This is a genomic window from Clostridium sp. AM22-11AC (genome assembly GCF_003473545.1).
Lineage (GTDB): Bacteria > Bacillota > Clostridia > Lachnospirales > Lachnospiraceae > Enterocloster.
On the sequence record NZ_QUCM01000016.1, the window covers coordinates 24,583 to 41,050 of the forward strand.

Annotated in this window: 16 protein-coding genes; 15 read left to right on the forward strand and 1 reads right to left on the reverse strand. The window is 44.8% G+C overall.

Annotation, left to right across the window (positions count from 1 at the left end; genetic code table 11):
• The first annotated feature begins 1 nt into the window (after position 1).
• The 12 genes from fabK (at position 2) to DW251_RS12810 (ending at position 11,975) form a co-directional block, all read left to right on the forward strand.
• On the forward strand, positions 2-928 hold the full coding sequence (fabK, locus tag DW251_RS12755) for an enoyl-[acyl-carrier-protein] reductase FabK (RefSeq protein WP_021869663.1): 927 nt from the start codon (positions 2-4) through the stop codon (positions 926-928).
• 38 nt (positions 929-966) lie between these two features.
• Positions 967-1,893 carry an ACP S-malonyltransferase gene (fabD, locus tag DW251_RS12760; RefSeq protein ID WP_118301352.1) on the forward strand — a complete coding sequence of 309 codons (927 nt, stop codon included), beginning with the start codon at positions 967-969 and terminating at the stop codon, positions 1,891-1,893.
• A gap of 13 nt (positions 1,894-1,906) precedes the next feature.
• Positions 1,907-2,647 carry a 3-oxoacyl-[acyl-carrier-protein] reductase gene (gene fabG / locus DW251_RS12765; protein WP_021869665.1) on the forward strand — a complete coding sequence of 247 codons (741 nt, stop codon included), beginning with the start codon at positions 1,907-1,909 and terminating at the stop codon, positions 2,645-2,647.
• Between the two features lie 64 nt (positions 2,648-2,711).
• Positions 2,712-3,950, forward strand: a complete 1,239-nt coding sequence (gene fabF, locus DW251_RS12770) for a beta-ketoacyl-ACP synthase II (protein ID WP_118301353.1) — start codon at positions 2,712-2,714, stop codon at positions 3,948-3,950.
• 17 nt (positions 3,951-3,967) lie between these two features.
• Entirely contained in the window at positions 3,968-4,465 is a 498-nt protein-coding gene (gene accB, locus DW251_RS12775; protein ID WP_118301354.1) for an acetyl-CoA carboxylase biotin carboxyl carrier protein, read from the forward strand.
• An 80-nt stretch (positions 4,466-4,545) separates the two neighbouring features.
• Positions 4,546-4,971, forward strand: a complete 426-nt coding sequence (fabZ, locus tag DW251_RS12780) for a 3-hydroxyacyl-ACP dehydratase FabZ (protein WP_021869668.1) — start codon at positions 4,546-4,548, stop codon at positions 4,969-4,971.
• Positions 4,972-4,998: 27 nt separating this feature from the next.
• A complete protein-coding gene (locus DW251_RS12785; RefSeq protein ID WP_118301355.1) occupies positions 4,999-6,351 on the forward strand; it encodes an acetyl-CoA carboxylase biotin carboxylase subunit in 1,353 nt (450 codons plus the stop codon).
• Between the two features lie 86 nt (positions 6,352-6,437).
• On the forward strand, positions 6,438-8,162 hold the full coding sequence (locus DW251_RS12790; RefSeq protein ID WP_118301356.1) for an acetyl-CoA carboxylase carboxyltransferase subunit alpha: 1,725 nt from the start codon (positions 6,438-6,440) through the stop codon (positions 8,160-8,162).
• Positions 8,162-9,334: a nitronate monooxygenase family protein gene (locus DW251_RS12795; protein ID WP_118301357.1), complete on the forward strand. Its 1,173-nt coding sequence runs from the start codon at positions 8,162-8,164 to the stop codon at positions 9,332-9,334. The genes DW251_RS12790 and DW251_RS12795 overlap by 1 nt, the downstream gene beginning before the upstream one ends.
• A gap of 240 nt (positions 9,335-9,574) precedes the next feature.
• Positions 9,575-10,027, forward strand: coding sequence for a hypothetical protein (locus DW251_RS12800; RefSeq protein WP_021869672.1), 453 nt, complete (start codon positions 9,575-9,577; stop codon positions 10,025-10,027).
• Positions 10,028-10,172: 145 nt separating this feature from the next.
• Positions 10,173-10,994 carry a MerR family transcriptional regulator gene (locus DW251_RS12805; RefSeq protein ID WP_021869673.1) on the forward strand — a complete coding sequence of 274 codons (822 nt, stop codon included), beginning with the start codon at positions 10,173-10,175 and terminating at the stop codon, positions 10,992-10,994.
• Positions 10,995-11,345: 351 nt separating this feature from the next.
• Positions 11,346-11,975 (forward strand): nucleoside recognition protein, encoded by a 630-nt coding sequence (locus DW251_RS12810; protein ID WP_118301358.1) that lies wholly within the window; start codon positions 11,346-11,348, stop codon positions 11,973-11,975.
• A 61-nt stretch (positions 11,976-12,036) separates the two neighbouring features.
• Here the strand turns inward: DW251_RS12810 and DW251_RS12815 are convergent, their stop codons facing one another.
• Positions 12,037-13,377, reverse strand: a complete 1,341-nt coding sequence (locus DW251_RS12815) for a diguanylate cyclase (RefSeq protein ID WP_182433621.1) — start codon at positions 13,375-13,377, stop codon at positions 12,037-12,039.
• A 178-nt stretch (positions 13,378-13,555) separates the two neighbouring features.
• Here DW251_RS12815 and DW251_RS12820 point away from each other — a divergent pair, with 178 nt between their 5' ends.
• The 3 genes from DW251_RS12820 to DW251_RS12830 all read left to right on the forward strand — a co-directional run bounded on the left by DW251_RS12820 (position 13,556) and on the right by DW251_RS12830 (position 16,203).
• Entirely contained in the window at positions 13,556-14,467 is a 912-nt protein-coding gene (locus DW251_RS12820) for a glycoside hydrolase family 25 protein (protein WP_118301360.1), read from the forward strand.
• A 131-nt stretch (positions 14,468-14,598) separates the two neighbouring features.
• The gene (cysK, locus tag DW251_RS12825) at positions 14,599-15,534 is read left to right on the forward strand and encodes a cysteine synthase A (protein WP_118301361.1); all 936 of its coding nucleotides are present in this window, start codon (positions 14,599-14,601) and stop codon (positions 15,532-15,534) included.
• 138 nt (positions 15,535-15,672) lie between these two features.
• Positions 15,673-16,203, forward strand: a complete 531-nt coding sequence (locus DW251_RS12830; RefSeq protein WP_021869678.1) for a nucleoside recognition domain-containing protein — start codon at positions 15,673-15,675, stop codon at positions 16,201-16,203.
• The last annotated feature ends 265 nt before the right edge of the window (positions 16,204-16,468 follow it).

Below are 16,468 nucleotides of genomic sequence, written 5' to 3' on the forward strand. Positions count from 1 at the left end.
AATGAATACAAGAATTACAGAAATGTTAGGAATCGAATATCCCATCATTCAGGGAGGAATGGCATGGGTGGCAGAGCACAACCTGGCTGCAGCCGTATCTGAGGCAGGCGGTCTGGGACTGATCGGCGGCGCAAACGCTCCTGGCGAAGTAGTCAGAGAAGAGATCAGAAAGGCAAGAGAGCTGACAAAGAAGCCTTTTGGTGTCAATGTTATGCTGTTAAGCCCACATGCAGATGACGTAGCAAAAGTAGTTGTAGAAGAAGGCATCAAGGTAGTTACCACAGGTGCCGGAAACCCTGAAAAATATATGGATATGTGGAAGGCCGCAGGCGTTAAGGTCATTCCAGTTGTTGCATCTGTTGCTCTGGCACGCCGTATGGAAAAATATGGAGCTGACGCTGTTGTTGCAGAGGGAATGGAGTCCGGCGGACATATCGGCGAAGAGACTACCATGACTTTAGTACCACAGGTTGCTGACGCTGTTTCTATCCCGGTGATCGCAGCAGGCGGTATTGGTGACGGAAGAGGCATTGCAGCTGCATTTATGTTAGGTGCAGAGGCAGTACAGATCGGTACCCGCTTCGTTGTTTCCAAAGAGTCTATTGTACATGAAAATTACAAGGAGCGTATCATCAAGGCAAAAGATATCGACTCCACTGTTACAGGAAGAACCCATGGACATCCGGTACGCTGCCTGAGAAACCAGATGACCAGAGAATACATCAAATTAGAGCAGGAAGGAAAGTCCTTTGAGGAACTGGAATACCTGACTTTAGGAACTTTACGCAAGGCAGTTCAGGAAGGCGATGTAAAGAACGGAACCGTTATGGCTGGTCAGATCGCAGGTCTTATTTCCAAAGAGCAGACCTGTAAGGAAATGATCGAAGAGATGATGGATCAAACAGAGAAACTTTTAGGTCGTTGTTAGGTACTTTTTGAACCGCTTTTAAACAGGGAGTAATGAACATGAGTAAGATCGCATTTATCTTCCCAGGTCAGGGCGCACAGACCTGCGGTATGGGAAAAGATTTTTATGAGCAGACAGAAACAGGCCGCAAGGTATTTGACAAAGCCACAGAGCTTTTAGGCTTCTCTGTTCCGGAGCTTTGCTTTGAGCCGAATGACAGACTGGATATTACAGAATATACACAGGCAGCTATGGTCACCACCAGCATTGCCATGATGAAGGTTTTAGAAGAAAATGGCGTAAAACCAGACGTAGCAGCTGGTTTAAGCCTTGGCGAGTACTGTGCACTGGCAGCAGCAAGGGTTATGAGCGAAGAAGATGCCATTACAACGGTACGTCAGAGAGGCATCTTCATGCAGGAAGAAGTTCCTGCCGGAGAAGGCGCTATGGCAGCCATCCTGGCATTAGATGCAGCAGTGATTGAAGAAGTAACTGCTGATATAGACGGTGTATGGATCGCCAATTACAACTGTCCGGGACAGATCGTTATTTCCGGTAAGAAAGCAGCAGTAGAAGAAGCCTGTGAGAAGTTAAAGGCAGCAGGTGCAAAACGTGCCATTATGTTAAATGTAAGCGGCCCATTCCATTCAGGAATGTTAGTTGGCGCAGGCGAGAAGCTGGGAAAGGTTCTTGAAAACGTAGAGATCCACAAGCCGGTTATCCCATATGCAGCTAATGTGACTGCCCAGTATGTAACAGAGGCAGAACCTGTAAAAGATCTTTTAGTAAAGCAGGTTTCTTCTTCTGTAAAATGGCAGCAGTGTGTGGAAACCATGCTGGCAGACGGTGTGGATACTTTCATTGAGATCGGACCAGGAAAGACACTGGCTGGCTTTATGAGAAAGATCGACCGCAGCGTAAAAACATTAAACGTTGAGAAGTTAGAGGATATAGAAAAGGTAGTAGAAGCTTTAAAAGAGGCGTAGAAGGAGAATAAACATGCTGGAAGGAAAGATTGCACTGGTTACTGGCGCAAGCCGCGGAATTGGACGCCAGATCGCTAAAACATTAGCGGCAAAAGGCGCATTTGTGATCGTAAATTATAATGGTTCTGCTGCAAAGGCAGAGGAAGTAGTAAAAGAAATCCAGGCAGCCGGAGGAAACGGACAGGCAGTTCAGTGCAATGTTTCCGACTTTGAAAGCTGCAAGGAAATGTTAGATGCAGTAGTGAAAGAGCATGGACGTCTGGATATCCTGGTAAATAACGCAGGTATCACAAGAGACAACCTGTTAATGAAAATGTCTGAGGAAGACTTTGACGCAGTGATCCAGACCAACTTAAAGGGCGTGTTCAACTGCACCCGTCACATTGCAAGACAGATGTTAAAGCAGAAGAGCGGCCGCATCATCAACATTTCTTCTGTATCCGGTGTATTAGGAAATGCAGGACAGGCAAATTACTGTGCAGCTAAGGCCGGCGTCATCGGACTGACCAAGAGTGCAGCAAAAGAGCTGGCAAGCCGCGGTATTACTGTAAATGCAGTTGCACCAGGATTTATTAAGACAGAAATGACCGATGTATTAAAGGATGATATCAAGAAAGCAATCATGGAAAATATTCCTATGAAGGCTTTTGGTGAGACGGAAGATATTGCAAATGCAGTTGCATTTTTAGCATCTGAGGAAGCACGCTATATTACCGGTCAGGTAATATCTGTTGATGGAGGCATGGCTATGTAGTAAAACAGCTTTCGCTGTTTCGTTACACCGCCAATCAGGCAAAAATAGAACAGGAGTCAAATATATGAATACAAGAGTAGTAGTAACAGGTATGGGCGCTATTACCCCAATTGGAAATAGTGTAGAGGCTTTTTGGACTGCAGTCAAGTCAAATACAGTAGGCATTGCACCGATCACTCATTTTGATACAGCTGATTTTAAGTGCAAACTGGCTGCAGAAGTAAAAGATTTTGATCCAAAGCAGTATATGGATCCAAAGACTGCACGCCGTATGGAGCCTTTCTGCCAGTTCGCAGTGGCAGCAGCAAAGGAAGCTCTGGAAACATCAGGCATTGACATGGAAAAAGAAGATCCTTTCCGTGTTGGCGTAAGCGTAGGATCCGGTATCGGTTCTTTACAGGCGTTAGAGCGTAATGAAAAGAGACTGTTAGAAAAAGGGCCTGGCAGAGTAGAGCCATTATTAGTACCTTTAATGATCAGCAACATGGCAGCAGGAAATGTTTCTATCCAGTTTGGTCTTAAGGGAAAATGCATCAATGTAGTAACTGCATGTGCAACTGGTACCCATTCCATCGGCGAAGCATTCCGTTCCATCCAGCATGGTGAGGCAGATGTAATGGTAGCAGGCGGTACAGAAGCAAGTATTACTCCAATTGGTGTGGCTGGCTTTACCTCCTTAACTGCATTAAACACCACCGATGATGTAAAGAAAGCATCTATCCCATTTGACCAGGACAGAAATGGTTTCGTTATGGGCGAAGGCGCCGGTATCGTTGTATTAGAGTCCTTAGAGCACGCACAGGCAAGAGGGGCTAAGATCCTGGCAGAAGTAGTTGGGTACGGTGCAACCTGTGATGCATACCACATTACTTCCCCTGCAGAAGATGGAAGCGGCGCTGCAAAGGCAATGGAATTTGCCATGAAGGATGCAGGAATTACCCCAGAGCAGCTTGATTATGTAAATGCTCATGGAACCAGCACCCATCACAATGACTTATTCGAGACAAAGGCTATTAAACTGGCTTTAGGCGATCATGCAAATAAAGTAAAGATCAACTCCACCAAGTCCATGATCGGCCACTTATTAGGCGCAGCAGGCGGTGTAGAGTTCATTACCTGTGTAAAGAGCATTGAAGACGGCTATGTACATCCAACGGTAGGTCTGGAAAATCCAGGTGAAGGCTGCGACTTAGATTACACCATGCATGAGGGCGTATCTATGGATGTAAATTATGCCATCAGCAACTCTTTAGGCTTTGGCGGACATAATGCCAGCCTGATCGTGAAGAAATTCACTGCATAAGGAAGGAGAACGTGGACATGAATATGGATGAAATCCTGACACTGGTTCAGGCTGTATCTGATTCAAAGCTGACCAGCTTTAAACTGGACCAGGGCGATATGCATATTTCCCTTAAGAAAGAGAAAGAAGAAGCAAAGATCATCACCGTTGGCGCACCTGGCGCTGTAGCAGCAGTTCCGGCTCCAAGTGCAGCACCTGTAGTCACTGCAGCTTCCGCAGGAGTAAGCACAGAAGCACCTGCAGCTGCACCGGAAGCAGCAGAAAGCCATGACATTGCTTCTGATAAAGTGATCACCTCCCCATTAGTAGGAACCTTCTACAGTTCTTCTTCCCCGGATGCAGAAAGCTTCGTAAAAGAGGGAGATACTGTGAAAAAGGGACAGGTACTTGGCATTATTGAAGCTATGAAGCTGATGAACGAGATCGAAAGCGAATATGACGGCGTTATTGAAGCGATCCTTGTAAATAATGAGGAAGTAGTAGAGTACGGACAGCCATTATTCCGTATTAAATAAGATGTCCTCCTGGAACCTTTCCAAATAAAAAAGGTTCCGGGAGAACATTGGTTCCGAGAGAAAATAGGAGGGCAACAACCATGTTAATGGGTATTAAAGAAATCCAGGAGATCATTCCGCACAGACATCCATTTCTCCTGGTAGACTGTATTGAAGAATTAGAGCCGGGCGTAAAGGCAGTTGGCTACAAATCTGTTACTTATGATGAGCCATATTTCAGAGGCCATTTCCCGCAGGAACCGGTTATGCCGGGCGTTCTGATCGTGGAAGCACTGGCTCAGACCGGCGCTGTAGCGATTCTTTCCCAGGAGAATTTCAAGGGAAAGACTGCATATTTTGGCGGCTTAAATAACGTAAAATTCAAGCACAAAGTAGTTCCGGGAGACCGTTTAAGACTGGAATGTGAGATCATCAAGCAGAAGGGACCGGTTGGCGTAGGAAAAGCAACTGCTACGGTAGACGGCAAGATCGCAGTTGTTGGCGAACTGACCTTTATGATCGGATAGATAATACTGGTCCATAGGAGATTTGAAATGTTTAATAAGATATTGATCGCAAACAGAGGTGAGATCGCAGTCCGCATCATCAGAGCCTGCCGTGAAATGGGCATCCGCACCGTTGCGGTTTACTCTGAGGCTGATAAGGATTGTCTGCACACTCTTCTGGCAGATGAAGCCATCTGTATCGGCCCGGCTCCTTCCAGCCAGAGCTATCTGAATATGGAGCGTATTCTCTCCGCAACTGTTGCAATGAAGGCAGATGCCATTCATCCGGGATTTGGATTTTTATCAGAAAATGCCCGTTTTGCAAAACTTTGCCAGCAGTGCAACATTACCTTTATCGGACCGTCTGCTGAGATCATCAACCGCATGGGAAATAAGTCAGAAGCCAGAAATACCATGATGCAGGCCGGAGTTCCTGTTGTTCCTGGAAGCAAAGAGCCTGTATACACAGCAGAAGATGGACTTGCCATGGCAAAAGAGATCGGTTTTCCGGTCATGATCAAGGCTTCTTCCGGCGGCGGCGGAAAGGGAATGCGTATTTCCAGAAGCGAAGAGGACTTTACAGAGCATTTTAATGCAGCTCAGTTAGAGTCTGTAAAGGGATTTTCCGATGATACCATGTATATTGAAAAATATATTGAAAAACCACGTCATGTGGAATTTCAGATCATGGGTGACAAGTTTGGTCATGTTGTTCACTTGGGAGAACGTGACTGCTCCATCCAGCGCCGTCATCAGAAGGTAATGGAAGAGTCCCCTTGTGAGGTCATTTCCCCTGAACTTCGTAAAAAAATGGGTGAAGTTGCAGTAAAGGCAGCCAAAGCCGTGAATTACGAAAATGCAGGAACCATTGAGTTTTTGTTGGATAAAGACAAAAATTTCTATTTTATGGAAATGAACACCCGTATCCAGGTAGAGCATCCTGTAACAGAGATGGTTTCCGGCATCGATCTGATCAAAGAGCAGATCCGTGTTGCCGCAGGAGAGCCATTAAGTGTGTCACAGGAAGACATCCAGATCAAGGGACATGCCATTGAATGTCGTATTAATGCGGAAAACCCGAAAAAGCACTTTATGCCATGTCCGGGCCGCATTACCAACGTGCATATTCCTGGTGGAAATGGTGTCCGCGTGGATACACACATTTACAATGATTATAAAGTACCTGCTAACTATGACTCCATGCTTATGAAACTGATCGTTTACGATAAAGACAGGGCATCTGCCATTGCAAAAATGCGCAGTGCTTTAGGCGAGGTCATCATAGAAGGCATTGAAACAAATATTGATTTTCAGTATGAGATCCTGGAAAATGAGGCTTTTCAGAAGGGTGATACAGACACCGGATTTATTGAAAAGTATTTCCCGGACTACATAAAATGATTTTAATCTGGAAAATCCTCCGCGACCAGGTCCCGGACGGATATTTATGATCCTGAATAAGGATAATGCAGAAAGGAAGTTGTCGTATGCTGCGCAACATGTTCAGAAAAACGTATACAAAAATAGATACCAAATACAGACCGGTAAGCCATGAAGGAGAAGAACCATCCATCCCGGAAGGCTTATGGCGCAAATGTAATAAATGCGGGCAGCCGATCTATGTGGAAGACGTAAAGAACAATTACTATGTATGCCCCAAATGCGGCGGCTACTTCCGTGTTCATGCTTACCGCAGGATCGAAATGCTTACCGATGTAGGAACTTTTGAGGAATGGAATAAAGAAATGCCATTTTCCAATCCTCTGGATTTTCCAAATTACGAAAAAAAGGTAGAAGCAGCCAGAGAAAAAACAAATCTGAATGAAGCCATTGTTATTGGAAAGGCAAAGATCGACGGAAATCCTGCTGTTGTAGGTGTCTGTGACGCCCGCTTTATCATGAGCAGTATGGGCCATGTAGTTGGGGAGAAGATCACTGAGGCAGTAGAACGTGCTACCAAAGAAAAACTTCCGGTGATCCTGTTTGCCTGCTCCGGCGGTGCCAGAATGCAGGAAGGCATTGTTTCCTTGATGCAGATGGCAAAGACTTCCGCAGCCTTAAAGCGTCACCATGAAGCAGGACAGCTGTTTATCAGCGTTCTTACAGATCCAACAACCGGCGGAGTAACTGCAAGTTTTGCAATGTTAGGCGATATCATCATTGCGGAACCAGGGGCATTGATCGGCTTTGCAGGCCCAAGAGTCATTGAACAGACCATTGGACAGAAGCTGCCGGAAGGCTTCCAGAGAGCGGAATTCCTGTTAGACCATGGCTTTGTAGACATGATCCTTCCACGTCAGGACCAGAAGCATGTGATCGGACGGATCCTTTACATGCATAGAAAACATGATATGGATGTGGAAGAGAACGGGGTTAAGACAGATATACCTGTAAATACCCTGGCAGCTCCACAGTCTCAGGAAAACACAGAAAAGAGTGCTTGGGATACAGTCCTTCTTTCCAGAAAGGCAGACAGACCCACCGCTCTTGACTATATCAACGCTGTTTTTGATGAATTTATGGAATTCCATGGAGACCGCTGCTTTAAAGATGACGGAGCCATTATTGGCGGTATTGCCATGTTCCACGGCATGCCGGTGACTGTCATCGGACAGCAGAAGGGAAAGAACACCAAAGACAATATCCGTCGCAACTTCGGTATGCCGTCTCCAGACGGCTACCGCAAGGCGCTGCGCTTAATGAAGCAGGCAGAAACCTTCGGACGCCCCATTATCTGCTTTGTAGACACACCGGGAGCTTTCTGCGGCCTGGAAGCAGAGGAAAGAGGTCAGGGAGAAGCCATTGCAAGAAATCTGTTTGAAATGTCGGATTTAAAAGTACCGGTGCTTTCTATCGTCATCGGCGAAGGCGGAAGCGGCGGTGCGCTGGCTATGGCAGTAGCAAACGAAGTATGGATGATGGAAAATGCCATTTATTCCATTTTATCACCGGAAGGCTTTGCGTCTATCCTTTATAAGGACAGTAAAAAGGCGCCGGAAGCAGCCAGAGTCATGAAAGTGACCGCTGCTGATTTAAAGGAACTGGGACTGATCGAGCGGATCATACCGGAGGAAGAACCGGCAAATACAGATACACTGTACCGCATCGCAGGCTATATGGACCGGTCTATGATCGGATTTATGAAAAAGTATCAGGATATGTCAGGGGAAGAGCTGGCAGAGCACAGATACGAAAGATTTAGGAGAATGTAATGAGTGGGATCAAAGCTTTAAAAATAGGAGATCTGGTACTGCAAAGACCAGTGATCCAGGGCGGTATGGGCGTAGGCATCAGCCTTCATAAACTGGCGGGAGCTGTAGCAGCTTCCGGCGGCATGGGACTGATTTCCACAGCACAGATCGGTTTTAGGGAACCTGATTTTAAGACCAACTTTGTAGAGGCAAATCTGCGCGCTATCAGGCGGGAGATGCAGAAAGCCAGAGAGATTGCGCCAAAAGGAGCTATCGGTTTTAATATTATGGTAGCCACCAAGCACTATGACCTGTGGGTCAAGGAAGCCATTAAATCCGGCGCAGATGCCATTGTATCCGGCGCAGGTCTTCCGGTACGTCTTCCGGAATATGCACAGGCTGCTTACGAAGAGATGAAAGCCGGTATTGCAGATGCAAAAGAAAACTGCGAAGAATTTTGCAAGCAGGCAGTAAAAAAAGTAAAGCTTGCCCCCATCGTATCTTCCGCAAAGTCTGCACAGGTTATCTGCAGACTTTGGGACAGAAAATACAAGCAGGTTCCTGATTTTGTAGTAGTAGAAGGACCTTTAGCCGGTGGTCATCTGGGCTTTTCCAGAGAAGAACTGGCTGAGTACGGCGCAGACACCAAAGATGTGCCAAATACCTATAACCAGGAAGCCTACGATAAAGAAGTCCGCTCCATTATGGAAGTGGTAAAGACTTACGAAGAAAAATACCAGAAACATATCCCGGTAGTAACTGCCGGGGGAATTTATACCCATGAAGATGTAAAACACCAGTTTGAACTGGGGGCAGAAGGCGTACAGGTGGCAACTCGTTTTGTCACGACAGAAGAATGTGACGCTCCGGATGCTTACAAACAGGCTTACATCAACGCAAAAAAAGAAGATATCGTTATCACCCAGAGCCCGGTAGGAATGCCAGGACGTGCCATCTTAAATCCGTTTTTACAGCAGATCAAAGACGGCGTCCGTCCGGCCATCAAAACCTGCTTCCAGTGTCTGGAACACTGCGATATCAAAACCATTCCTTACTGCATCACAAAGGCATTGGTAAATGCAGCAGAAGGAGACGAAGACAACGCCCTTCTCTTCTGCGGCAGCAACGCTTACAGAGCCGAAAAGATTGAAAAAGTAGATGATGTGATGAAAGAACTGGTGGGAGAATTGTAACGCATGAACCGCCTGCGTAAGCAGACAGATAAGCATGTTGGTACGAGTTCGCGAGTCCCCCCAAAAATACCGGTCATACCCATAAAAAGGTATGGCCGTTTTTTCTTACAAACCCTTACAAAATCCTTACTTGCCTTGACCTTGGAGTAACTTCAAGGTGTATGCTTTCTGCATAAAACAAAAGGACATGTTCCATGAGGGGGACGTTGTCATATATAAAAACGCAGGAGGCATTTAATTATGAAGAAACGTTTTGCTATTACAGTACTTGCGCTGGCTCTGACGGCAGGAAGCGCTATGACATCTTTTGCAGCAGGTTTTACAGGTACAGGAAAAGGCGTAAAGTATCAGTGGGGTGATGGAGCTTACTGCACCAATAACTGGGTACAGTATAAAAATCACTGGTTTTATTTTGGCGATGACCAGTTAATGAGAACCGGTTGGATCCAGAAGGACGGCACCTGGTATTATGCGGCTGATACCGGAGAACTTCAGGGTGGTATTATGAAGATCAACGGAAATGTTTATTATTTTGATACCAGTACCTGCAAAATGGTAACGGGCAACTACAGCTATAATGGCGGAACTCATGAATTTACAGAAAACGGTACCACAGATGGCGGACCATATGTTTACAATGAATGGAACAGCAACGGTATCATCAAACGGGGAACCAAATTTGGAGTAAGATAAATATCCAGATAAAACTTTACAGTTTCCTTTCGATTTTCTGCGTCCCATTGACCAGCTCGCAAAATCCGGATAAGATAACATTCATAAACACATTCGGAAGAAATGTTGATCGTGAGAAAATGGGAAAACAGGAGACTGGAAAGGCATGGCAGAAAACAGAACGGAAATAAAACAGCGAGAGTATCTCATAGGCGATATGTCCGAAATTGTGGGCGTAAGCCGGGATACTCTCCGTTTTTATGAAAAAAAAGGGATCATAAAGGCGAGAAAAAAGGAAAACGGATACCGTTATTATCTGGAAGAAGACCTGTTCAGACTGATGGTTATCCTATATAAGAGAAAAATGAATGACAGCCTGGAAGAAATCGAAGGATACATAAAAGGCGAGAATTCTGTAGAATATATGAAAAAACATCTGCAGACCCGTATAAAACAGGAAGAGATGAAGATCCACTATCATCAGCAGGCCATTGCCCGTATGCGGCTTGCCACAAAAGATATTCAAATGGCAGAGCAATACGGTGGAAAATGTACCTGGAAAAATTTTCCGGTAGCCTATCAGTTAGGAGTTTGCGACAGTCTCCACGCAAGTCTGCAAAAATGGTTTTCCCTGTCATCTGAAACAGGCGGGTTGGACATGACTTATTTCTATACCGAATTTTCCATAAAAGAAGGGCAGATGCAGGAGCAGGGCACCAAGCTGTTTCTGTATCAGGAAGTAGGTCCCTTTATCAGCAGTGACTTCCATCTGGAACAATATCCGCAGACTGCACCCGTTCCCTGTATTTATACGATCCTGGAGTCTGAAAATATTTATCCCGATGAAGAAACAGCCTGCCAGATGGTCCGCTGGGGAAAGGAACAGGGAGCAGAGCCAACAGGAGTTCTGTATTCCAATAATATGACTTCGTTTTTAGGAGAAGACAGCAACATTTATTTCCTGGAACTGTATATGCCGGTAAAATAAAAACAGTAAAACGGCAAAACAAGAAAAAGCAGGAAAAAACAAGGAAAAGCCCAAAAGGAAACCGCAAAATCTGCCAAAATGTGGATAAAAAATCCACAAAATTTCCGGTTTCCACATAAAAATCCATATTTCCCCACAGTTTCCCCATGCTTTACACACACTATAAACAGAGTTATCCCCAAAGTTATCCACATTATCCACCGACAAACACAAGATATGTGGTAAAAAGAAGAGGAAATACAAGATTTAGATTGTGGATAACTTTTTCCACCATAAGAATGTGTATTTCTCTGTGTGAAAGAGCATAAAATGTGTATAAATGGGCGTATAGGCAATACAGGAAAAAGGAATATGTTAAATTATATCTGGAGCGGAATGCTTTTTCTGGGGATCATATGGGGCGCGTTTCACGGAAGGCTGGCTCAGGTAACAGAAGGAGCCTTAAACGCAGCAGGGGAAGCCGTGACCTTGAGTATCACCATGCTGGGGATCGTAGTTTTCTGGAACGGGATCTTAGAGATCGGAAGCAGAGCCGGGCTGGTAGAACAGCTTTCAGAGAAAATGAGACCGGCTTTGAAATTCCTCTTTCCGGATCTGCCGTCAGACTGTGAAGCCGCCAGACAGATCTGTGTAAATTTCATTGCAAATATCCTGGGACTTGGCTGGGCGGCGACACCTGCAGGCTTAAAAGCCATGAAAGAACTGGAAAAGGTAGAAGAAGAGCGCAGAAAAGAGAAAGTGGCGAAAAGGACAATTCACGCAGTCTCGAAAGGCACTGCCAGTAATGAAATGTGTACCTTTCTGATCATGAATATTTCATCCCTTCAGCTGATCCCGGTGAATATCATTGCATACAGAAGCCAGTATCACAGTACATCCCCGGCAGCCGTCACCGGTCCCTGTTTTGCAGCAACAATGGTAAGTACACTGGCAGCGGTCATTTTCTGTAAGATCATGGATCATCTCCGTAACCCCACATAGATCTTCCCCAAAATGCTCACCTCATTTCGGGTATATCCTAATAAAAAAGGAGACACCATGATCAGTGTCTCCTTCGGTCTAACTGCCGGTTCTTGGCATAATAAGCACGTTTATCTTCATACATTCTGGCATCTGCCTCAGACAGCGATTTTTCTACTTTTCCGGTGCAGTCATCCACCCAGACAGAACCAAGTGCCAGGTGAACCGAACTTTTAGCCATGTCAACTAACATAGAACGGATCATAGACTGAAAAAGATTTTCTGTAATACCCGGTATCAGTACCAGAAATTCATCACCGCCAATACGGTAAACACATTTATCCGGAAAATGAGCCTTTAAATTTTCACAGGCATAGATCAACGCCTCATCACCCGCCTGGTGTCCAAAATCATCGTTGATCTGCTTTAAGCCCATTACATCACTGTAAATAATGCCAAGACTTCCACCGTTTGCAAGAGAAGCCAGCTTTTCGTTCATGGCATGACGGTTTTTCGCACCGGTAAGCTGGTCATGGTAGCTTAATGTTTCCAGTTTCCCAACCAGGTCTCTGCGCCGCAGCATGGAATTGATAAAATGTCCAAGGAGCTGGAGCATAAAAGCAATATGATCCATACGGTCAAGTGGCGGATTGTCAATACCATAGAAACCGATTACTTCCCGGTCACGGCAAATAGGGCTGACAATAAGGCGCGCAATGTTTTGCGGTATCAGTGTTTCATATACAGTGGGGTCATAAGATACGATCTCATTCACATTCCGGATGATAATACTTTCACCTTTCTGGAAGGTAGGAATCCAGGTACCCATGGTTTCCGGCGGGATATTGCGTAAAATATTTTTCTGAGGGGAAACCTTAGAAGCACACCATTCATAAGTATTGTCAAAATTGCCATGTTTATTTTTCTCAAAAATATAAACACGGTCACTTTGGAACATCTGCCCCAGATACTGTAATAATGTATCAATAGACTGTTCCGGTGTTTCTTCTGCCAGTGCACAGCGAAGTCCCTCATTGATCAGTGCTTCATTGTCTGTAAATTCAGAAAAAGAACGTTTAGCCAGTTCATGAATATCCAGGTCAATTGCCATTTCAATACGGACTCTGCGTCCATCGTCAATTACCATGGTATCTTTCAGCAGATAAGAACGGCGCACCAGCGGGTTAAAACGGGACCATTCATAAAACACACCGGGTTTTAAGCGGTTGTTGGTGCACATGGCACAGGGGGAAGAACATTGCTGCAGGATCTCATAGCAGTTTTTTCCTTTATAATCAGACTCATCCTTAAACTGAAACAGATCTCTGGCAGCTTTATTCAAATAGAGCAGTTCGTATGTATCCACATCAGAGGCATAAACAGCCTCATTCATATTTTCGAAAAATTCCCAAACTTTAGACATAAAAAATCTCCCGTGTTGCATAACTGTATTTATTATAGCTGACTGTTTAGAAGAATGGTAGGAGAATTTTTAGACTTTCTTCGACAAAAGTTAATATTTTTATAATGGGATAATGTTATAATCAAAGAATGAGAGTAAAACTTAAAAATGCAAAGCAGAGAAAGGAAGAAAATAATAAATGAGACAGAACGGGAATAAGATCTGGCATATAAAATATAAGAGATCTTTAAAATTAGCGGCAGCTATGCTTGCAGTTTCGCTGGCTTTTCCTATGGCAGCCCAGGCAAAAGCATGGGATTTTGAAAATGGCAGTTATGTAGATGCTTCCGGCACTCCCATTGAAGGGGCAGTGGCAAAAGGTATCACCGTGACAAAATATCAGAACCGTGCAAACCGGGAAAATGGCATTGACTGGGGAAAAGTAGCTGCAGATGGCGTCGGTTTTGCCATGATCCGTATTGGTTATTATAAGGATAAAGATCCGTATTTTGACCGGAATATAACGGAAGCAGCAGCTCATGGTATAAAAACAGGTGTTTTCTTCTATACACAGGCGTTGGATGCACAGACGGCAGCAGACGAAGCAGAATATGTGCTCCGGGTTATCAAGGATTTTCCGGTATCCTATCCGGTTGCCTATGATGTGGAGTCCAATTACCTGCTGGAACAGGGCTTAAGTTCCGCCCAGATCACGGAAAATGTCAATGCCTTCTGTAAAGTGATCGCAGATGCAGGTTACTGTCCCATCGTATATGCAAATAATGACTGGCTCACTAATCACTTAAATACAGCAGAAATCCCATACGATATCTGGTACGCCCGCTATGGCACCATTAACAGCTATCCAAACCGTACCATCTGGCAGTGTACACAGGAAGGAAATGTAGACGGGATCAATGATCATGTGACCATTGAACTTTCATTTACCGATTACAGTGAAAAGATACCTGCAAACAGCTGGAAGAAGATCGGCGGAAAATGGTATTACATGAAAGATTATGTAAAACAGACCGGCTGGGTACAGGTGGGAGATACCTGGTATTATATGGATGCCAGCGGAGCTATGGTCAGCAATACAAAAAACCCATAAACCTATTGACAAGTGGGTTTATAGGTTTTATAATACCCACAAATCAAAACCCAGTAAACAGATAGGCATATGGGACCAGGATCAAAAGGTGAAGGATCTGGTATCATACAATGCATGGAAAGGAGCTTATTATGGCAGGAATCGTTAAGGGAGCAGCAGGATTAGTAGGAAACACACCACTTTTAGAACCGGTAAATCTGGAGAAAAAAGAAGGATTAAAGGCAAGGATTTTACTGAAGCTGGAATACTTTAACCCGGCAGGAAGTGTAAAAGACCGTGTAGGAAAAGCGATGATCGAAGATGCAGAAGCAAGAGGTGTTTTAAAGCCAGGTTCTGTTATCATTGAACCAACTTCCGGAAATACAGGTATCGGACTTGCATCTGTAGCAGCATCCAAGGGCTACCGTGTGATCCTGACCATGCCTGAGACCATGAGCGTAGAGCGCCGCAACATCTTAAAGGCCTATGGAGCTGAAATCGTTCTCACACCTGGTGATAAGGGAATGAGCGGAGCTATCGCAAAAGCAGATGAGCTGGCAAAAGAAATCCCGGACAGCTTTATCCCAGGCCAGTTTGTAAACCCTGTAAACCCGAAGATCCACAAAGAGACCACAGGTCCTGAAATCTGGAGAGATGCAGAGGGTCAGGTAGACTTCTTCGTAGCAGGCGTAGGTACCGGCGGTACCATTACCGGCGTTGGCACATACTTAAAAGAGCAGAACCCAAATGTAAAGGTAGTAGCAGTAGAGCCTGCAACTTCTCCTGTACTGTCTGAAGGACACGGCGGTGCCCACAAGATCCAGGGAATTGGCGCCGGTTTCGTACCAAAAGTATTAGACACCAAGATTTACGATGAGGTTATGCCCATCGACAATGAGCATCCGTTTGAAGCATCCAAACTTCTTGCAAAAACAGAAGGTATCTTAACCGGTATCTCTTCCGGTGCAGCATTATACGCAGCGATCCAGCTTGCAAAACGTCCTGAAAACGAAGGAAAGACCATTGTAGCTCTTCTTCCGGACAGTGGCGACAGATATTACTCCACTCCATTATTTACTGAGGCATAATCTGGATCGTATATTCGCAAAATGCATACTTCCTACTTATATCCCCTGCGCTTGCGCGGGGGATATATTTGTTACATAATAAAACCTGTTCCAGCGTATGCTGTAAAAACAAAACATGCGTGGGGGCAGGCATTTTTTATGGGCTTTCTCTTATTTTTATCAGATTTTATGGTTCCACTGATCATTTTTTATATTGTTGGTTTCGCCATACTTGGAAAAAGACCGGTATTTGATGATTTTTTATATGGCGCAAAAGAGGGGATGCAGACCGTTGTCCAGGTCCTTCCTTCATTAGTTGGATTAATGACAGCGGTAGGCGTCCTTCGTGCATCGGGATTTTTAGAATTTTTAACCCATATTTTAGAAGTTCCGGCTACTTCCATCGGTCTCCCCGGCCCCATTATCCCCATTGCTTTTATACGTCTCGTTTCCAACTCTGCCGCAGTAGGCCTGGTGCTGGATCTGTTTAAAAATTATGGTCCCGACTCCCAGGTGGGGCTTATGGCATCTATCCTTATGGGAAGTACGGAAACCGTGCTTTACTGTATGAGTGTCTATTTCGGTTCTGCAGGCATCAGCCGTACCCGTTATACACTTGCAGGCGGACTTTTAGCAGCGTTTGTCAGCCTGGCAGCCAGTGTGATCCTGGCAAATCAATTGGCTTTGTAACTGAAATAACGCAGTGTAACACTATATAATAGGAAGTAATTCACTAAGGCAAAGGTTACAAACAATAACTTTGGCCTTATTTTTCATAAAAAAACAAAAATGACCTTTCTTTTATAAAGAATATGATGTAAAATCATTCATAGAAAAAATCCCCTTTTAGGCAGTCCCGGCGTGCCGAAGCGGAAACTATATAGTATTTAGCTGGGGGGGGGGTATTCTTAAAAATTGACACTTCTTATTTCTGCATTAAAACCCATTGAGAATA